The organism is Paenactinomyces guangxiensis, from assembly GCF_016055185.1.
In the GTDB taxonomy this organism is placed as follows: Bacteria; Bacillota; Bacilli; order Thermoactinomycetales; family Thermoactinomycetaceae; genus Paenactinomyces; species Paenactinomyces guangxiensis.
The window spans coordinates 1-18,082 of record NZ_JAECVR010000018.1; the positions used below are offsets into that span (position 1 = coordinate 1).

General features: G+C 46.7%; 19 protein-coding genes. 13 read left to right on the forward strand and 6 right to left on the reverse strand.

Annotated elements, in window-relative coordinates; all coding sequences use genetic code 11:
• Positions 1-302 precede the first annotated feature (302 nt).
• The 3 genes from I8U27_RS15190 to pnpS all read left to right on the forward strand — a co-directional run bounded on the left by I8U27_RS15190 (position 303) and on the right by pnpS (position 3,408).
• Positions 303-776 carry a MaoC/PaaZ C-terminal domain-containing protein gene (locus I8U27_RS15190; RefSeq protein ID WP_181753030.1) on the forward strand — a complete coding sequence of 158 codons (474 nt, stop codon included), beginning with the start codon at positions 303-305 and terminating at the stop codon, positions 774-776.
• 155 nt (positions 777-931) lie between these two features.
• The gene (locus tag I8U27_RS15195; protein ID WP_181753032.1) at positions 932-1,645 is read left to right on the forward strand and encodes a response regulator transcription factor; all 714 of its coding nucleotides are present in this window, start codon (positions 932-934) and stop codon (positions 1,643-1,645) included.
• The gene (gene pnpS / locus I8U27_RS15200; protein ID WP_181753034.1) at positions 1,642-3,408 is read left to right on the forward strand and encodes a two-component system histidine kinase PnpS; all 1,767 of its coding nucleotides are present in this window, start codon (positions 1,642-1,644) and stop codon (positions 3,406-3,408) included. Before I8U27_RS15195 ends, pnpS begins: the two co-directional genes overlap by 4 nt.
• A gap of 62 nt (positions 3,409-3,470) precedes the next feature.
• On the opposite strand, the gene I8U27_RS15205 is transcribed toward pnpS, so the two are convergent.
• The gene (locus I8U27_RS15205; protein ID WP_181753036.1) at positions 3,471-3,629 is read right to left on the reverse strand and encodes a hypothetical protein; all 159 of its coding nucleotides are present in this window, start codon (positions 3,627-3,629) and stop codon (positions 3,471-3,473) included.
• 438 nt (positions 3,630-4,067) lie between these two features.
• Between I8U27_RS15205 and I8U27_RS15210 the strand changes: the two genes are divergently transcribed.
• The 9 genes from I8U27_RS15210 (at position 4,068) to I8U27_RS15250 (ending at position 11,365) form a co-directional block, all read left to right on the forward strand.
• On the forward strand, positions 4,068-5,006 hold the full coding sequence (locus tag I8U27_RS15210) for a PstS family phosphate ABC transporter substrate-binding protein (protein WP_181753037.1): 939 nt from the start codon (positions 4,068-4,070) through the stop codon (positions 5,004-5,006).
• A gap of 103 nt (positions 5,007-5,109) precedes the next feature.
• Positions 5,110-6,054, forward strand: coding sequence for a phosphate ABC transporter permease subunit PstC (gene pstC / locus I8U27_RS15215; RefSeq protein WP_181753039.1), 945 nt, complete (start codon positions 5,110-5,112; stop codon positions 6,052-6,054).
• Positions 6,054-6,974 (forward strand): phosphate ABC transporter permease PstA, encoded by a 921-nt coding sequence (pstA, locus tag I8U27_RS15220; protein ID WP_181753041.1) that lies wholly within the window; start codon positions 6,054-6,056, stop codon positions 6,972-6,974. Before pstC ends, pstA begins: the two co-directional genes overlap by 1 nt.
• 39 nt (positions 6,975-7,013) lie before the next feature.
• Positions 7,014-7,772 (forward strand): phosphate ABC transporter ATP-binding protein PstB, encoded by a 759-nt coding sequence (pstB, locus tag I8U27_RS15225; protein WP_181753043.1) that lies wholly within the window; start codon positions 7,014-7,016, stop codon positions 7,770-7,772.
• Positions 7,773-7,785: 13 nt separating this feature from the next.
• The gene (gene phoU / locus I8U27_RS15230; protein WP_181753045.1) at positions 7,786-8,442 is read left to right on the forward strand and encodes a phosphate signaling complex protein PhoU; all 657 of its coding nucleotides are present in this window, start codon (positions 7,786-7,788) and stop codon (positions 8,440-8,442) included.
• A gap of 257 nt (positions 8,443-8,699) precedes the next feature.
• Positions 8,700-9,608: a sulfite exporter TauE/SafE family protein gene (locus I8U27_RS15235; RefSeq protein ID WP_181753047.1), complete on the forward strand. Its 909-nt coding sequence runs from the start codon at positions 8,700-8,702 to the stop codon at positions 9,606-9,608.
• Positions 9,592-10,002, forward strand: a complete 411-nt coding sequence (locus I8U27_RS15240; protein WP_181753050.1) for an RrF2 family transcriptional regulator — start codon at positions 9,592-9,594, stop codon at positions 10,000-10,002. Before I8U27_RS15235 ends, I8U27_RS15240 begins: the two co-directional genes overlap by 17 nt.
• 152 nt (positions 10,003-10,154) lie before the next feature.
• On the forward strand, positions 10,155-10,502 hold the full coding sequence (locus tag I8U27_RS15245) for a transposase (protein WP_181753052.1): 348 nt from the start codon (positions 10,155-10,157) through the stop codon (positions 10,500-10,502).
• Between the two features lie 5 nt (positions 10,503-10,507).
• Positions 10,508-11,365: an IS3 family transposase gene (locus tag I8U27_RS15250; RefSeq protein WP_232345547.1), complete on the forward strand. Its 858-nt coding sequence runs from the start codon at positions 10,508-10,510 to the stop codon at positions 11,363-11,365.
• A 68-nt stretch (positions 11,366-11,433) separates the two neighbouring features.
• Here the strand turns inward: I8U27_RS15250 and I8U27_RS15255 are convergent, their stop codons facing one another.
• The 5 genes from I8U27_RS15255 to I8U27_RS15275 form a co-directional block, all read right to left on the reverse strand.
• Positions 11,434-12,198, reverse strand: a complete 765-nt coding sequence (locus tag I8U27_RS15255) for a DUF2935 domain-containing protein (RefSeq protein WP_220185995.1) — start codon at positions 12,196-12,198, stop codon at positions 11,434-11,436.
• A 201-nt stretch (positions 12,199-12,399) separates the two neighbouring features.
• Complete coding sequence (locus I8U27_RS15260; RefSeq protein ID WP_181753056.1) at positions 12,400-13,590, reverse strand: aminotransferase class I/II-fold pyridoxal phosphate-dependent enzyme; 1,191 nt, start codon at positions 13,588-13,590, stop codon at positions 12,400-12,402.
• The gene (locus tag I8U27_RS15265) at positions 13,587-14,078 is read right to left on the reverse strand and encodes an Lrp/AsnC family transcriptional regulator (RefSeq protein WP_181753058.1); all 492 of its coding nucleotides are present in this window, start codon (positions 14,076-14,078) and stop codon (positions 13,587-13,589) included. Before I8U27_RS15265 ends, I8U27_RS15260 begins: the two co-directional genes overlap by 4 nt.
• A gap of 127 nt (positions 14,079-14,205) precedes the next feature.
• On the reverse strand, positions 14,206-14,961 hold the full coding sequence (locus I8U27_RS15270; protein ID WP_181753060.1) for an SDR family NAD(P)-dependent oxidoreductase: 756 nt from the start codon (positions 14,959-14,961) through the stop codon (positions 14,206-14,208).
• A gap of 87 nt (positions 14,962-15,048) precedes the next feature.
• Positions 15,049-15,969 carry a proline dehydrogenase family protein gene (locus tag I8U27_RS15275; protein WP_181753062.1) on the reverse strand — a complete coding sequence of 307 codons (921 nt, stop codon included), beginning with the start codon at positions 15,967-15,969 and terminating at the stop codon, positions 15,049-15,051.
• 179 nt (positions 15,970-16,148) lie between these two features.
• Between I8U27_RS15275 and pruA the strand changes: the two genes are divergently transcribed.
• Positions 16,149-17,693 (forward strand): L-glutamate gamma-semialdehyde dehydrogenase, encoded by a 1,545-nt coding sequence (gene pruA, locus I8U27_RS15280; protein ID WP_181753064.1) that lies wholly within the window; start codon positions 16,149-16,151, stop codon positions 17,691-17,693.
• Positions 17,694-18,082 lie beyond the last annotated feature (389 nt).

Sequence of the window (18,082 nt, forward strand, 5' to 3'; positions counted from 1 at the left end):
CTCAAGTTAATCCGCCTCCGTGGTTTGGTGTGGGTTGGCGCTTTCATCTAACCACATTTAGGCGGATTTTTCTATTTAATTTTTAAAAGAGTTATGCAACAACCTCTATTACGTTTAATCCAATACCTTTGAAATTAAAACTGTCCCACTTTAGTGAGCCGGACATTGTTTAGGAACTTCAGACATATTTATTCCTGGAGTATGGGGAAAGAAACATTGAATGAAAAGCAGAAGCAGTTCCTCCACTGGAAATAGTCGATAAATTAAGGTAAAATGAAAGCGCATACAAGGAGGCGGTCATCTTGGTATTTGGCAAAGTTCACGCATCGGGAAAAGATTGGGGATCACTCCGCGTTGGAGACAAAGTAGAAGAAATACGGACTATCACAGGCCGGGACATTTTTTCTTATCTCGGTTTAACAGATGATCAAAATCCGTTGTACATCGAGGATCACTATGCAGCTCAGACTGAATATAAAAAAGTGATCGTCCCTTCGGGCTTATTGATTAGCTGGCTGTCCGCGCTGGCTTCCAAGAGCCTCCCGGGGCCGGGAAGCATTGTGACAGGGACCCGCTTGTCCTTTCCCAATGTTTTACACCACGGAGACACGGTCAGGCTCTCATTAGAGTTGATTCATAAGACAAAAGAGCCGCAGATGATCACATGTAAAGCAACTGTCATCCATCAGGACCGGCCGGCCGCCGAAGGAGAGCTGGATTTGCTTCCCCCTCAGCCGCTTTATTCATTATTTAAGGACGCCTATGATAACTTCTGATAGAATGTGGTAAAAAGTACCTTCCCGGAAGGTGCTTTTTTTACTTTAACTTAACTTTGTTATGCTATCATTTTTTTTGTAAAGAGTATATGAATGAAAAGGCGTTCCGTGCATATTGCATCCATATTTAATATCATGAGGGCGGAGGCTGAAGCATGGCGAAAAAAATCTTAGTTGTTGACGATGAGACGTCAATTGTGAAGCTGGTTCAATTCAATCTGGAAAAAGAAGGATTTGCTGTAGACGTCGCCTTTGACGGTCAGGCAGCTTTGGAAAAGTTAAAAGAGGAACAGCCGGATTTACTCGTACTTGATCTGATGTTGCCGAAAGTGGATGGTTTGGAAGTATGCCGGCGCATCAGACAGGAAAAAAGGCATATTCCGATTCTGATGCTGACTGCGAAAACGGATGAGTTTGACAAAGTTCTCGGCCTGGAACTGGGAGCTGATGATTACATGACCAAACCATTTAGCCCGCGCGAACTGACAGCCAGAGTCAAAGCGATCCTGCGCAGAGTTGAGGCGCTTCAGGGAGAAGACGAGCAAACGAATCCTGAAAACCTGATCCATATCGGTGAACTTACGATTGATCCAGAAGGATATGTTGTGACACGGCAAAATATCGAGATTGACTTAACCCCCAAAGAATTTGAGTTACTGGTCTACATGGCCAACCATCGGGGGAAAGTGTTGTCCCGCGACCAACTGCTCAATGCGGTCTGGAACTATGATTATGTGGGGGATTCCCGGATTGTTGATGTCCATGTGAGCCATCTCCGGGATAAAATTGAGGCAGATTCCCGTAATCCGATCTATATCAAGACTGTGCGCGGAATCGGTTATAAATTTGAGGGTCCGAAGAAAAAATGAGATCTTTACGCGCCAGAATCACCGGTTCTTTTCTGCTCTTAATCGGCTGTTCGGTATTGGGAACGGGTATTTTTGTCGCTCTTTTACTAAAATCCTCCTACCTGGATTCCTTAACCAGCCGGCTGGTTAAGGAAAGCAAAATGCTGGCGGAAACGATCGAATGGGAAAGAAGTCTGAAAGACCCCGCTTCCTTCCAGCATCAGGCAGATGTTTACGGAAAAACACTCGGGGCACGTGTTACTTTTTTTGATGCAAAAGGGTCGGTGTTAGGGGATTCAGCAGAGGGAACAGAAAAGCGGGTTAACGGAAAAATGTTTCCCGAAGTAGGGCAGGCACTGAGAAATCAGGGAACCGACCCTACGGAAATAAGAAATGATTTTCTGCATGCAGCCCAGCCCGTTGTTCGTGATGGAAAGGTAATCGGAGCGATCCGCATCTCGTTGGATATTGAAGAGGTAAATCAGTCATTGCGGCGGGTCTGGTTTTCGCTAGCAGGCGGACTGATTATTGCATATTCACTGGCCGCTTTCTTCAGTTCCCGTATCGCCGGCGGAGTGACACGCCCCCTCGAAGAAATTACCCAGGTGGCCGTCGATATTGCCCAGAAAAGAATTCACCGGCGGGTACAGCAAACCGGGAATGATGAAGTGGCCCGGCTCGGACAGGCGATCAACCGCATGGCTCACAGTTTGCAAAATCAAATGGAAACAATCCGAAAAAGTGAGCGCAGATTGGGCAGTGTCATTGAGACGATGGAGAGCGGATTGGTCATGGTGGACTCAACAGGCCGGATCAGCCTTGCCAATCGTGCTTTTGAGCGAATGTTTGGTATCCCTGCGTCCGATCTGATCGGCGGTTCGTATAAACGTCTCACTTATCCTTACGATTTAAGTGCCTTGATTACAGAATGTGCAGAAACGGGTGTTCGCTTTCGTCAGGAGATTCATCTTTATTATCCCGAAGAGAGAATGTTGGAAGCCAGCCTGGTTCCGATGTGGGTGGAGAAAAACGGCATGGGTGTAGTGATCGTTGTTCACGATCTGACCGCCATTCGCCGCCTGGAACAGCTCAGAAGAGATTTTGTGGCCAATGTTTCACACGAACTTAAAACACCGATTACTTCCATTCGCGGTTTTGCTGAAACATTACTGGATGGCGCAATGTACGATCCCGATGCCTGCCGGGAATTTTTGCAGATTATTAACGATGAAAGCCTGCGCTTGCAAAGGCTGATCGGGGATCTTCTGGACCTGTCCCGCATCGAATCCAAAGAACTGCCTATACGGATGGAAACCATCCCCGTACAAACGCTTGTCCAATCGGCAGTCAAAACAATTGAAGATCAAATCCGCTTAAATGAACAGACCCTTCACGTACAGATCGCAGAACCGTTTGAGATTCAAGTTGATCCCGACCGTTTCCGGCAGATTATTCTCAACCTCCTGTCCAATGCGATGACTTACACGCCTAAAGGCGGGTCCATTACCCTTGCTGTGAACAGGCAGAAACACCATTGGACTCTCCGGGTTTCCGATACCGGAGTAGGCATCCCGGAAGCAGATCTGCCGCGAATTTTTGAACGCTTTTACCGGGTGGATAAAGCACGTGCCCGCGATTCAGGCGGAACGGGTCTGGGACTAGCCATTGTCAAGCATCTGGTTGAAGTGCATCACGGGGAAATTAAAGTGGAAAGTACGGTGGGAAAAGGAACCACGTTTACGCTTACATTTCCGCTGGATCAAAAAGGTGAAAAGGGTCTGTAATTTTGAGGATCACAGACCCTTTTCACACTATAAGGGCTTTAGGTTTTGCGGACTTCCGCAGTTTACCTGCCTGTTTCCTCTGGTTCCCGGATCTGAACAGCCTTCTTATCGGCGGGACTTTCTTCAGTAGTTGCCTGAGCCGTCAGGGGCTTTTCATTGATGCTGAAACTCCCTTGATGCTTTTTGGACTTGGAGGGAGATTCTACCCCGTGGTGATCCATAATACACTCAACTCCTTTAAATAGTTTGCCTTTAGGTTGTCTTCAGGGAAAAGAGTTATTCCTACAGTTTTTGATTTACCGCATCACAGCAGGTAAACTTCTCAAGAACGGGACTTTTTTACAAGATCACACTATTTCTAAAGGATGGATCAGCAATATAGAGAAGGTCAGGGGCAAGATCGGTTTAAAAACACTTGAAATTCATTTGGACCAGCTTGGTTTTACCGAGGATGAAGTCATCGAAATGAAGTCATCGAAATGGCTGAAAAAACGGAAGAAGAGTTGCTCGGTGGCTTTTTTTGTTTTTCCTCCTTAACACAACCTTTACATTTGATTAAAGAACCTTAACACTCCATTGATTTGACGATAATAGTAAGCCTCTATAGTTAGAAGTGATGAAAGGAATTTATTTTAAATTCGTAGGGGGAAACGTTGCTTATGTGGAAAAAAGGCCTGATTTTAGGTACCGTTTTGACACTCGCAATTGGAGCAGTTGTGGGTTGCTCCGGCGGTAAGACGGGTGCCTCGGCAAGTGGCGAAAAAGGGCTTTCCGGTACGGTTAAAATTGATGGTTCCAGCACTGTCTTTCCAATCTCTCAGGCGGTTGCTGAAGAATTTATGAAAGAAAACCCGGGGGTTAAAGTGACGGTTGCTGAGTCTGGCACCGGCGGCGGCTTTAAAAAATGGGCCAACGGTGAAACGGATATCAGCGATGCGTCCCGTCCGATCAAAGATGAAGAAAAAGCAGCAGCGGCAGAGAAAGGCATTCAACCTGTTGAGATTCCAGTTGCTTATGACGGAATTGCCGTTGTGGTTAACAAAGAAAATAAATTTGTCGACAGCCTTACTGTGGACGAGCTGAAAAAAATCTGGGAACCAAACAGCAAAGTGAAAACCTGGAAAGATGTCCGCCCGGAGTGGCCGGCTGAGCCGATCAAATTGTACGGGCCGGGAACAGCTTCCGGAACCTTTGATTATTTCACCGATGAAGTGGTGGGTGAAGAAGGCAAAAGCCGGACAGATTACACCGCTTCCGAAGATGACAACGTACTGGTCAAAGGGGTTCAGGGCGATAAAAACAGTCTGGGATATTTCGGATTTGCTTATTATGTGGAGAACAAAGATAAGCTGAAAATCGTAAAAATTGATGGCGGCAAAGGACCAGTTGAACCAACGGAGCAAACGATTAATGATGGAACTTATGCACCTCTGTCCCGTTCCATCTACATCTATCCGAGCAATAAGTCATTGGAAAAACCGGAAGTAAAGCAATTTGTAAAATTCTATCTTGAAACAGCCAAAGATCTTGTGAGCGAAGTAGGATATGTTCCTCTTCCTGATGCTGAATACCAAAAAGGACTTGAACTGGTGAAATAATGTCCGAAAATGTTTTGACAGGGAAAAAAGGTGCGGCCCTTTTCCTGGGGGAAGAGTGTGCCGCTTTTTTCCCTTGTTTATGGAAAGGAGGAGCTGAGACTTTATGTCACGGCCCGCGAATGTTGTTCAATCCGGCGTTCAAAACAGGTTCCGCAAAAAAAGAACCTGGCGAAATAGCGGAGAATCACTGATTCCTAAATTTCTCTTATTGTGTGCACTCATTTCGGTACTAACGACCGTCGGTATTATCTTCACTCTGATCTTTGAAACGGTTTCCTTTTTTCAAAGCGTGTCCTTTGTTGAGTTTATCACCGGAACAAAGTGGACGGCTCTTTTTAGAGAGGAACAACAAAAATTCGGGGTTCTGCCGCTGGTTACCGGTACTCTGCTTGTCACTGCGGGTGCGGCAGTCGTCGCGATTCCCATCGGCCTTGCCAGTGCGATTTATCTCAGTGAATACGCACCGGACCGGGTTCGCAGAGTAGTCAAGCCGGTACTGGAGATCCTTGCCGGTATTCCTACCATCGTTTACGGAACTTTTGCGATTACCTTTGTTACCCCGTTATTGCGCAACCTGATCCCCGACCTTAACTTTTTAAATGCCTTAAGTGCCAGTATCGTGGTTGGGATTATGATTATTCCCATGATTGCCTCTCTCAGTGAAGACGCAATGAGAGCGGTGCCGCAAAGTGTCCGTGAAGCGGCATACGGCCTGGGATCTACCCGGTTGGAAGTGGCAATGAGAATCGTTGTGCCCGCCGCGTTGTCGGGAATTATGGCCTCTTTTGTGCTGGCATTGTCCCGCGCGATTGGTGAAACGATGATCGTCACCATTGCCGCCGGAGCCACTCCCAATCTGACTTTTATTCCGACTGAATCCATTCAAACGATGACAGCATATATGGTTCAGGCAGCAATGGGAGATATCAGTTATGAGAGCATTGCTTATAAATCGATTTATGCAGTGGGAATGATGCTCTTTTTGTTCACCCTGGTGATGAACTTGTTGGCACAGTTTATCTCACGCCGTTTTAAGGAGGGATATTAATGCCGGCTGAAGAGACTTTAGTTAGTGAAAAAACGGTTCCCCGTTCATCGGTGGCCGTAAAGCGGGACCCGGGCTCGTCACGAGTAGGATTCAGGCGGATCAAAAACAAAACGGCCCATGTTTTGTTTTTGTTGGCCACTTTGATCGGAGTACTGGTTTTAGCTGTTTTGCTATTTGATATTGTACAAAGAGGCTGGCCTTATTTAACCTCTGATTTTTTCAATAACTTTGCTTCCCGCATCCCTTCCCGGGCCGGGATTCATGCCGCTTTCTGGGGTTCCGTCTGGATGATTGCAGTAACGGCTCCACTCACCTTTCTGATTGGCGTCGCCGCAGCAGTCTACCTTGAGGAGTACAGCAAAAAAGGCTGGCTGAGCCGTCTGATTCAGCTGAACATTGCTAACCTGGCAGGGGTTCCCTCCATCGTTTTCGGGATTTTGGGGCTCACTTTGTTTGTACGGGGGCTGGAATTAGGCAAAAGCGTTTTAGCCGGCTCTCTGACGATGACTCTTTTGGTTTTGCCGGTCGTGATCGTAGCGGCCAGAGAAGCAATTGCCAGTGTACCTGACTCTCTGAGGCAGGCTTCATACGCGATGGGCGCAACCCGCTGGCAGACGATTCGCAATGTGGTACTGCCTTATGCTTTTCCGGGGATTTTAACCGGCACCATTCTCGCATTATCCCGTGCGATTGGTGAGACGGCGCCTTTGATCATGGTGGGAGCTGTGACGTTCCTGGCCTTTACACCTGCCTCGGTGTTTGATGAATTTACCGTGATGCCGATTCAAATCTATCGCTGGATTGCGGAACCGAAAGAGGAGTTCCAGTACCTTGCATCTGCCGGAATTATTGTTTTGCTCGCGATTCTGCTTTCCATGAACGCATTGGCTATTTATCTCCGCAATAAATTTCAGCGGTAACCGTTTAGGAGACTTCATAATAAAGAAGGGGAGATTCCTTTGCTTCAACTGGCCATTTCTGTTCATGATTTAAACCTTTTTTACGGAGATACACAGGCATTGAAAAATATTTCCATGGATATAGAGGAAAAATCGGTGACAGCGTTAATCGGTCCCTCCGGTTGCGGCAAGTCTACTTTTTTACGGACATTAAACCGTATGAATGACCTGATCCCCAGTGTGAAAATCGAAGGGGAGATCTGCATTCATAACCAGAACATTTATGCGGATGAAGTAGATGTAGAAATGCTTCGGAAACAGGTCGGCATGGTATTCCAGGCTCCCAACCCGTTTCCAAAAAGCATCTACGACAATGTGGCTTATGGACCGCGCATTCACGGGATCCGCAAAAAGAGCCACTTGGACGAAATTGTGGAGAAAAGCCTGCGCGGAGCCGCCCTTTGGGATGAAGTTAAGGATCGCCTGAAAGATAAGGCAACCGGTTTATCGGGCGGACAACAGCAGCGTTTATGCATCGCCCGTGCCCTGGCAGTTGAACCGGAGATTTTGTTGATGGATGAACCGACTTCTGCTCTGGACCCCATTTCCACTCTGAAAATTGAAGAGCTGGTTCAAGAGTTGAAACAGAACTACACCATTGTGATTGTTACGCACAACATGCAGCAAGCAGCGCGTATTTCTGACCGGACTGCCTTTTTCCTCAATGGGGATATGATTGAGTACGATCAAACAGATAAACTTTTCTCAAATCCGGAAAATAAACAAACTGAAGACTATATCACCGGCCGTTTCGGTTAGGGAGGGAAACACAATGGCGCGCCATTTTGACCAATCCTTGTTTGAAGTAAAAAAACTGCTTTTAGAGATGGGGGGTCGTTTGGAGGTTGCGATTGATAAGGCGGTTAAATCATTAACCACCCTCCATGTCCCAATGGCGCAATTGGTGATTGCCGATGATCAAAAAATGGATGACTTGGAATCGCAAATCGACGACGCGGTCGCCAAGTTAATTGCCACACAACAGCCGGTTGCCAAAGACCTGCGCAAATTGATTGCAGCGATGAAAATTGCCTCCGATATGGAACGCATGGCTGATTTAGCAGTCAATATTGCGCAGGTAACCATCGAACTAAAAGCCAGCAATCAACAGTTGTATGAGGATATGGAACAAATTCACCGAATGGCTGAAGTGACACAGAAAATGGTCCATGACGGAATCAACAGCTATATTGATGGAAATCTGGAACTGGCGAAGTCACTGGCTAAAATGGATGATCAAGTCGACCAATCCTATGATTTGATCGTAAAAGAGTTAACCGGCTACCCGCCGCAGGGCAATCAACATACAGAAGCCGCTCTCAAATTGTGTTTTGTAGCCCGCTATCTGGAACGGATTGCCGACCATGCCACCAATATTGCCGAAAATATCGTCTATATTGAAACCGGACAACAAGCTGACCTGAATTAATCTTTTCACAGAAAACTTTATGACTTGTTCGACACAATCTTGGGATGAAAGTGATCTGATTGGACCGCTCTATTGTGCAAAAATAAATAAACAACAACGGTTCCTGTGGAAAAATGATTTCCATTTTGAAACAGGAACCGTTTTTTTATCGTTATCATAATATATGGAAAATTGGGAAATATAATTTTCGCTTTAATCTTGACTATATGACTCAACTTTATCAAGATTTATAGATTGATAGAGAGAGGAGTGTCTCGATGCGTAAATTGCTGATTTTGACGCTGATCGGTTTTGCGGCCCAACTGATTGACGGGTCGTTGGGAATGGCTTATGGTGTAACGTCAGCCTCTCTGCTCTTGATGTTTGGAATTGCACCTGCCATTGCGTCTGCATCGGTTCACTTTGCAGAAGTAGTCACAACAGCTGCATCAGGAATCTCTCACTTTCGATTTGGTAATGTAGATAAAGAGATCGTTTGGAAACTTACGGTTCCCGGTTCAGTCGGAGCTTTTGCAGGTGCTTGTTTTCTGAGCCGGTTACCGGGAGAACTGGTGAAACCTTATGTGTCTGCGTTTCTGTTTCTTCTGGGAGTTTATGTTTTTGTTCGTTTTTTATTTCATGTCAAACCCAAGCAGACAACTGATGGGGGAAAAAAGGGATTTCTAACTCCTCTGGGCCTGATTGCCGGCTTTTTGGATGCGACGGGCGGGGGAGGATGGGGACCATTGGCTACGCCCATGCTGCTGGCGAGAGACGGCCTGAAAGTGAGAAAAGTGATAGGCTCCGTAGATACCAGCGAATTTGCCATTGCTGTATCTGCTACAGCCGGGTTTCTCATATCGCTCGGGTGGTCTCAGGTAAACTGGTTGTGGGTGGGAGCCTTGATGATTGGAGGGGTTTTTGCTGCCCCGCTGGCGGCGTGGATTGTAAGGGTGATCCCGCAAAATCTGCTTGGAATATTAGTAGGCGGCTTAATCCTGGTCACAAATGCGAAGGTAATCATGAGCGTATTGGGATGGAGTGATTTTTGGCAAATGGCGATTTATATTGTTTTATTTAGCATTTGGGTGACCAGCTTTCTTTATGCCGTTTGGAGAAATCGGAAACCCTCATCAATCATGGCTGATCATCAGGAGCAGGTGGAACATGATGAAAGTTTCCAGTAAAGGGGAATATGCGTTACGCGCACTGATCGTATTAGGGAAACATATGAACGAGGTGGTGCCGATTGCGGAGATTGCCAAACAGACTCATGTTCCAAACCATTACCTGGAACAAATTTTACTGCAATTGAAGTTGCTCGGCTGGTTAAAGAGTAAGCGAGGGGTAAATGGCGGATATTCTTTGCGGGTTCCGCCCGATGAAATCATGATCGGTGAAGTGATCCGGCAGTTGGAAGGGCCGCTTGCCCCGATGCCTTGTGTCAGTGTGAGCCAGTATGAGCCGTGCGAGCTGGAGCCCGGCTGTCTTCTGCAACCCTTATGGGCAAAAGTTCGTGATACGATAGCAGAGGTACTGGATCAAACATCACTGAAGGATTTGTTGGAGAGAAGAGTTTAGAGTCAGACATAACTTTCATCTCTGGGTTGCCGGATTATGAGGGTTTTCTGTGAAAGAGGAACAGTGATAGCCGGGGAATTTGAACTGATACCCTCTATGTAGACAGGTAAATTAAAGCCTTTAAAGAACTTGTCTTCATAGGGGGGATTTTTATGTCCAAAAAAGGGTCACGTCACAGGAAACATTCCCAGGAATTTAAGGTACAGATAGTTGAAGAACATTTAATCGAAGGTATATCAGTCAATGTTCTAGCAGTTGAGCATCAGCTTGAACCCAGGCTAATTAGAAATTGGCGTACTATCTATCTTGAGCAAGGAGCCGAAGGGCTAAAACCAAAGGCCAAAGGAAGACCAAAGGGGACGTTGGGGATGGGTAGACCCAAGACCAACTTCTCTTCGGAACTTGAGCGACTCAAGTACGAAAACGCTAAGCTGAGGTTGGAGAATCTGCGTCTAAAAAAGCTCCAAGAGTTTCTAAGGGGGGATGCAAAGTTCAAGTAAAGGTGATGAAGGGGATTTTGTACGAATGTATCCATGAGCTAAGAAAAGAGTTTTGCATTGAGGATCTCTGCAAGATGGCAGGGGTATCCCGCTCAGGCTATTACAAATGGTTATGCAGAAAGGGAAGATTGAATCGTTGGCAGCTTGAGGAAAAGGATCTTATGAACAGGGTCAAGGCCGTGCATTCCGTAAGACCCAGCTTTGGGTACCGTCGTGTTGCTGATCGGATTCGCAAGGATACTGGTTGGAACATGAGTGACAAACGCGTGTTACGTTGTATGCAAAAACTCGACATTCAGTCCAGGGTTCGGAGAAAGCGCAACTATGAGGTTGGAGGTGTGCATCAAATATTCCCCAATCTTCTCAACCGAGATTTCCAGGCAACTCGTCCTTTAGAGAAAATCACTACGGATGTAACTTACCTATACAGCCGTGGAAAGGTTCAATATATGAGTGTTTTCCTGGACTTGTATAACAATGAAATTCTCGAATATGAGGTTAGCGATCGCAATGACTTGCAGCTTGTGATCCGACCACTGAAAAGATTGCTTACAAAAAGAAAAAAAGATGTGACGGGTACCACCACGATCCACTCAGATCAAGGCAGCCAGTACACATCAAAAGCATATACACTACTGCTTAAACAGTATGGCATTAAGCAGAGTATGTCAAGAAAAGGAACTCCCCTTGACAATGCACCTGTCGAGAGCTTTTTCGGATGGTTTAAGAATGAATTGTATACAGACTATCGTCCTAAAAGCCCGGAAGAACTGCTACATGCAATTAAAGCTCATACATGCTTTCATAACCATCAACGTCCACAAATGAAGCTGAAAAACCAAGCACCTATCCTTATCGAATGAGTGCTTAACGAGGCTTTAATTTTTTGTCTACATACTCTTGACCAGTTCAAGTGAGACCGGCCTTTTGCTTATGGGTGCGGACTGCATTTGGGTTGTTTAACCTCTGAAACCTGAGCGAGCTTAATGAGATAGTAACATTCTTCCCGGTACATATGATCAGCCATCAGGGGGGCGATGGTGCCCAGTACTTCTTTGCTGAGCCTTAACTCTTCCAATTCCTTCAAAAACTTCTGGAATAAAATAATTTCCAACTCCACTTCCCGATTAAATCGTGAGAGCGCCGGGAAACGGTTCATCTTTGTCCTGAGGTAACCTGCCAGTTCAACCGATTTTAAATAGAACACATCAAAATGGCGGGAAAACTGCCTGCTTTTTTCTTTCCATTTTTTTTCGACTCCGTCTAACTCTGCATCAATGGCTGTTGCGTGGCCCGAGGCATCCGGCAGCCAGAGAAGATGGTGATGAAGCGGATGGAGGAGCGGAGGAACTTTTCCTTCCATAAGGCAGGATAAGATCCGCAAATATTCATCAATTTCATTCAGCATGTGATTGATAAAAGTAGGGGTTAAGTTAAAAGCGATGTCCTCCTTCAGCAAACGGCGCAGCAGATGAAGCTTAAACTTCCTCAGGCCGGTGGCAGCCCGGCAGGATGCGTCTAAGTCGGTACTGCGGGTCTGGATCAGGTTTTCAAACAGATTTACATATGACTCTGCTTGTTCTGCTTCATTTTCTTCTTTGGCGGACAAGGCGGTAAGAATAAATTCGGAATGGTCTCTCAGCACAGGAAGCCAGAAGTTTTGTTCAAATACCAAAGCTTGCTCATAACTGTTCAAGCTGATGTACCTCCTTCATCACGGGCATTTGTAAAGAATTGGTGCAACATATACATATGAAGGAGGGGGGGTGATTATTAGAAGTTGGTTTCTGTCTTTTCTGACCTCGTTTGTTGTTCATGCGCGGCTGCCAGAGATGATGCATCCTTTAGAATGGAAAAAGTGGGAACCCCGTCACAATTTGCCGGGATTCCCGTTTTTTTAAGCATGGGAGTGTTTGGGCAGCTGTTCTCTCTTTTTTCTCACAAACCGCTCAATCCGTGTCAACGCTTCACCCAGACGTTCGATGGAAGTGGCATAGGAACAACGGATATGGCCTCTGCCGCTTGGACCGAATACATTTCCGGGAACGACTGCAACCGACTCTTCATAGAGAAGCTCTTCGGCAAACATTTGAGCATCCAGCCCTGTCGCTTCAATCGATGGAAATACATAAAAAGCACCCTGAGGATCCGGGCATGTTAAGCCCATATCTTGAAACGCTTTTACCACCAGGCGTCTGCGGCGGTCATACTGGGAAGCCATTGCCAGGCATTCTTCCATCCCGTTAGTCAGAGCTTCCAGCGCTGCAACCTGGCTGGTAATGGGAGCACAGAGTGCGGTATACTGATGGATTTTCAGCATTCCCGACAGCAGTGTGTCCGGGGCCGCCACATAGCCGATCCGCCATCCGGTCATGGCAAAAGCTTTGGAAAAGCCGCTTATCAGAATAACGTGTTCTTTCATACCCGGAAATGAAGCGATGGATGTATGTTCTCCGTGATAAGTTAATTCAGCATAGATTTCATCAGATATGACAATAAGTTCATGCTTTTTGGCTAATTCCACAATCGGGGCAAGGTCCTCTTTACTCATAATCGCACCGGTCGGATTGTTTGGATAACAGAGAATAAGCACTTTGCTCCGAGGGGTAATCGCTTTCGCCAGGCTCTCCGCACGCAGCTTAAATCCGTGTTGGGCAGAGGTGGACACGGGAACCGGCTTCCCTCCGGCCAGTTGCACACAGGGGGTATAGGAAACATAACAGGGCTCCGGAATCAACACTTCATCTCCGGCAGAGATTACTGTGCGCAAAGCGAGGTCAATCGCTTCACTAGCGCCAAATGTAACCAGAACTTCCCGGTCGTGATAGGAAAGAGAAAAGCGTTGGTGTAAGTATTTGCAAATGGCCCGGACAAGTTCGGGCATCCCCTGATTGGAGGTATAAGTAGTCATCCCTTTTTCCAATGAGGCAACACAGGCTTCACGCACATGCCAGGGGGTGACAAAGTCCGGTTCACCGACACCGAGGGAGATGGCATCCGGTTTTTGATTGACCAGGTCAAAGAAGCGGCGAATCCCCGATGGGGCCAGATTGCGAACGACCGGTGACAGCTTTTCTTCCAGGTTCATGGGCTGATCACCAACCGCTGGTCTGTTTCCGGATCGTCTAAAATAACCCCGTCTTCTTTATACTTTTTCAGCACAAAGTGGGTCGTGGTTGCAACAACTGAATCAAGTGTTGCCAGCTTCTCGACGAAGCGTCCCACTGCCTCCATCGAATCAACTTCCAGCGCGACCGATAAATCATAAGCCCCGGACATCAGATAAACACTACGAACTTCGGGAAAAAGATAGATCCGCTTTGCCAGCGCATCAAAGCCGTATCCGCGTTGCGGGGTCACTTTTACGTCAATCAAAGCCGACACTCTTTGCTTTCCGGACTTTTGCCAGTTGATCACTGCTCCATATTTGACAATTACGCCTTTTTCCTGCAATTCTTGGATCGTTTGTGCTACGTTTTCTTTGCTTTCACCCAGCATATGAGCGATTTGCTCTTGATCCAGCCGCGAATCTTCCTCCAGCAAAGAGAGGATTTCGTGCTGAAGCTGTTCAGACATGAGTGAAGACTCCCCTCATCAAATAAATTTCTTAGTATTATACAACAGATGGAAAAAGATTACGATAGACCTGTGCCACAGGAGATAATGGAGAGCGGGATTCAGGCGGAGGAGGAAGGAGGAAAGCTTAATTCCGGTTGTGAAATAATCTTGCCATGATTCGGGTCAGGAGACGGCGGGGAAGAAATCTGGGAAGCTGAGACATCAGCCGGTTGAAAAAGCCGGGAGTGATAACCGTGATTCCTTTTTCATAGCCTTTAATGGCAATGCGGGCAACTTGTTCGGCGGAGCTTGTGCGGGACTGTTTAAAACCGGCACGGGCGGCAAATTCACTCTCCGTACTGCCGGGGCACAGGACGGACACTTTTACCCCCGTTTGCCGCAATTCCGCAGCCAGTGCTTCACTGTAGGAGAGGACAAACGATTTGGTGGCGGCATAGGCAGACATATACGGAGAAGGGTAAAAAGAAAGAATCGACCCTGCCTGAATAATGCCGCCCTCATTCCGCTCAAGCATCTGCGGCAAAACTGCCCGGGTAAGGCGGACGAGTGCGTTCACGTTTAATTGGATCATTTGCTGTTCCTCTTCCGGATCAGTGCGGCTAACCTGACCGTAAAGCCCCGTCCCGGCGCAGTTCACCAACAGGTCAATGCGGTTTTCCTCAATATAGTTGACCACTTGTTGCAAACCGGCCCTGTCGGTCAAATCGGCAGCGAGAATCCTGGCACGCCCACCCGTTGCAGTGATCCGTTCAGCCATTTTCTTCAGGCGGTCTTCCCTCCGGGCCACCAGTATCACGATGTCCATTTTTTTGGCCAGTTGCCAGGCGAAAGCTTCACCAATCCCGGATGAAGCGCCTGTGATCAGTGCGGTTTTCTGCATGGTCTTTTTCCCCTTAAATATTTCTTAATATACCGTCAATAGGACTGGCAGAAGGGGAGCAGTGCTCTCCTTCAAAAAAGCAGATTTCTATTTTTGGAAGAAGCTTTTTAACACAAAGAGTGCGTTTGCCGGACGTTCTGCGATCCGGCGGGTAAAGTAGGGATACCAGTCTTTTCCGTATGGCGTATATACACGCACCTTATACCCTTCCCTGACCAGTTGCCGTTGCAGTTCATTGCGAACTCCGTATAACATTTGAAATTCGTAGAGATTGTCGGGGATCTGCTTCTCTTTCAGCCAGTCTTTCAGCAGATTGATGATCGTTTCGTCGTGTGTGGCAATGGCGGTGTAACAACCGTTTTGCAGATGGAGTTTCACCAGTTTGACATAGTTGTCATCAACATCTTTTTTGTTTGGAAATGCCACTTCGGCAGGTTCTTTGTATGCCCCTTTGACAATGCGTAAATTTACATTTTTCTTGCCGAGGGCCAGAACATCGTTTTCGGAACGGTACAGATAGGATTGGATAACCAGGCCGATATGTTCTTTCCCGTATTTATCCACCAGTGTGTTGAAGATATCAATCGTTACCTGGAGCCGTGGGGAATCTTCCATATCGATGCGGACAAAATTGTTCTTTTCTTTCGCTTTGGCGGTGATCCGGTCCATATTTTCCAGACAGAAATCCTTGTCAATATCGAGGCCGAGCTGGGTTAATTTTACTGATACATTGGAAATAACCCCCGATTCCTCAATCGCATCAAAGATATCCAGTGCTGCCTGTGTCGCTTCAAGTGCCTCTTCCCGGTTGGAAACGCTTTCGCCGAGATGGTCTAAAGTCACCAAAAGGCCGTCTGCATTAATTTTTTTCACCGTCTCAATGGTCTGGTCTAATGTTTCACCGGCTACAAAACGTGCCGCTCCCCATTTCATTCCATATTTGGATACGAGAGAAGTAACGGCCCGATTTCCGGCCAGAGTTAAAACAGCTTTGCGAGATAAGGACATTCCCCATCCCTCACTTTCTTTAGAATATATAGATGACAGATTAAAAAACCGTTTTCATTATACGTATCTTAGGAAAAATAAACAATAGGAGCAGACTCCAATTGAAGTTCTCCTGTCCGGTAAGTTACAATGGCTGGGGGACAACCATGCCTCAAAAAGCCAACAAGGGGGATTTTTTTATGATCGAATTTAGAAATGAACCTTTTACAGATTTTTCAAAGGAAGAAAACCGGCTGGCCTTTGAAGCGGCTTTAAATAAGGTGAAATCTGAGCTGGGCAAAGAATATGACCTGATCATCGGTGGTGAGCGGATCAAAACGGGGAACAAGGTGAAATCTATCAACCCGTCCAATGTTGATGAAGTGATTGGAATCATCTCTGAAGCAGATGAAAAACTGGCAGAAAAAGCGATGCAAACCGCTGTTGAAACGTTTGCCACCTGGAAAAAAACAGATCCGGCTGCACGTGCGCGCGTTCTCTTCAAAGCGGCAGCCATCCTGCGCCGCAGAAAGCATGAATTCTCTGCCTGGATGGTGCATGAGGCCGGTAAGAGCTGGCCGGAAGCAGATGCTGATACCGCTGAAGCGATCGACTTTATGGAATTCTATGGCCGTGAGATGATCCGCTTAAGCGAACGCCAGCCACTGACCCGCATTCCCGGTGAGGATAACAACCTGACCTATATACCGCTCGGTGTAGGCGTTGTGATTCCGCCGTGGAACTTCCCACTGGCTATTATGGTCGGTATGACGACAGCAGCACTTGTTTCAGGAAATACAGTTGTTTTAAAACCGGCAACCCCGACCAATGTCATTGCCGCGAAGTTTATGGAGATTTTACAGGATGCCGGACTGCCGGACGGTGTCGTTAACTATGTTCCCGGACCCGGTTCTGTTGTGGGAGAATACCTGGTGAAACATCCAATGACACGTTTTATTGCCTTTACCGGCTCCCGTGAGGTAGGCTTGCGCATCAATGAACAGGCAGCGAAAACGGCTCCGGGCCAAAAATGGATCAAACGTGTTGTCGCCGAAATGGGTGGAAAAGACTCCATCGTGGTCGATGAAGATGCAGATCTGGATTTGGCAGCAGAAGCTATTGTAAAATCCGCCTTCGGTTTTTCCGGCCAAAAATGCTCTGCCTGTTCCCGGGCCATTATCCACCAAAATGTATATGATGAAGTTTTAAATAAAGTTGTGGAGAAGACAAACGAGCTGAAAGTGGGCGAGGCCAAAACACTGGGAATCGACATGGGTCCTGTGATCGATGACAAGGCTTACAACAAAATCCTTGAATACATCGAGATCGGCAAAAAAGAAGGCCGCTTGATGACCGGTGGCGGCAAAGCAGAAGGAAACGGCTACTTCATTCAGCCAACTGTCTTTGCCGATGTTGACCCGAAAGCGCGCATTGCCCAGGAAGAGATCTTCGGCCCCGTTCTGGCCTTTATCAAAGCGAAAGATTTTGATCATGCCCTTGAAATCGCTAACAACACCGAGTTTGGGCTGACCGGTTCAGTTATTTGCCGTGACCGCTTAAAATTGGAAAAAGCGCGCGACGAATTCTTTGTGGGCAACCTTTACTTCAACCGCAAATGTACCGGCGCACTGGTAGGCGTCCATCCATTTGGCGGTTTCAACATGTCCGGAACCGACTCCAAAGCGGGTGGACGCGATTACCTCCTGCTCTTCACCCAGGCCAAACTGGTATCTGAGCAATTGTAATAAAACAGAAAAAGAAACAGATATTGGCTCTATCTCAATATCCCCCTTGTAATTTCTCCAAGGGGGATTTTTGACGCTCGGAAAATGGATTTTTTTAAAAGGTTTAGACCGGCACCCATTCGGCAATGACAACATTTCTACTGCTGTAAAAAGTGGTTTATAAGCACAGGAAAGAGGGAAAAAATTATTGTTGTCTCTTTTGCGCGCTCGCCAGGTAATGGCATTCAGCAAAACTTGACAACTTTTTTACGAAACTATATATTGTACCTAGTAAAATATTGATGTAAAGTAATGATTAGTGATTTATTTTCAAAAAATTTTGTTAGGGGGTATTGTAACCGCGGGAAAAAGATCTTTAAGCTGCAATTTTCTTTTTGTTGAGGAAAGTC

Excerpts from the sequence above, each read along its gene's own strand:
- I8U27_RS15195 (WP_181753032.1), top strand. The coding sequence starts at position 932 with ATGGCGAAAAAAATCTTAGTTGTTGACGATGAGACGTCAATTGTGAAG.
- pnpS (WP_181753034.1), top strand. The coding sequence starts at position 1,642 with ATGAGATCTTTACGCGCCAGAATCACCGGTTCTTTTCTGCTCTTAATC.
- I8U27_RS15205 (WP_181753036.1), bottom strand. The coding sequence starts at position 3,629 with ATGGATCACCACGGGGTAGAATCTCCCTCCAAGTCCAAAAAGCATCAA.
- I8U27_RS15210 (WP_181753037.1), top strand. The coding sequence starts at position 4,068 with ATGTGGAAAAAAGGCCTGATTTTAGGTACCGTTTTGACACTCGCAATT.
- pstC (WP_181753039.1), top strand. The coding sequence starts at position 5,110 with ATGTCACGGCCCGCGAATGTTGTTCAATCCGGCGTTCAAAACAGGTTC.
- pstA (WP_181753041.1), top strand. The coding sequence starts at position 6,054 with ATGCCGGCTGAAGAGACTTTAGTTAGTGAAAAAACGGTTCCCCGTTCA.
- phoU (WP_181753045.1), top strand. The coding sequence starts at position 7,786 with ATGGCGCGCCATTTTGACCAATCCTTGTTTGAAGTAAAAAAACTGCTT.
- I8U27_RS15235 (WP_181753047.1), top strand. The coding sequence starts at position 8,700 with ATGCGTAAATTGCTGATTTTGACGCTGATCGGTTTTGCGGCCCAACTG.
- I8U27_RS15240 (WP_181753050.1), top strand. The coding sequence starts at position 9,592 with ATGAAAGTTTCCAGTAAAGGGGAATATGCGTTACGCGCACTGATCGTA.
- I8U27_RS15245 (WP_181753052.1), top strand. The coding sequence starts at position 10,155 with ATGTCCAAAAAAGGGTCACGTCACAGGAAACATTCCCAGGAATTTAAG.
- I8U27_RS15250 (WP_232345547.1), top strand. The coding sequence starts at position 10,508 with ATGAAGGGGATTTTGTACGAATGTATCCATGAGCTAAGAAAAGAGTTT.
- I8U27_RS15260 (WP_181753056.1), bottom strand. The coding sequence starts at position 13,590 with ATGAACCTGGAAGAAAAGCTGTCACCGGTCGTTCGCAATCTGGCCCCA.
- I8U27_RS15265 (WP_181753058.1), bottom strand. The coding sequence starts at position 14,078 with ATGTCTGAACAGCTTCAGCACGAAATCCTCTCTTTGCTGGAGGAAGAT.
- I8U27_RS15270 (WP_181753060.1), bottom strand. The coding sequence starts at position 14,961 with ATGCAGAAAACCGCACTGATCACAGGCGCTTCATCCGGGATTGGTGAA.
- I8U27_RS15275 (WP_181753062.1), bottom strand. The coding sequence starts at position 15,969 with ATGTCCTTATCTCGCAAAGCTGTTTTAACTCTGGCCGGAAATCGGGCC.
- pruA (WP_181753064.1), top strand. The coding sequence starts at position 16,149 with ATGATCGAATTTAGAAATGAACCTTTTACAGATTTTTCAAAGGAAGAA.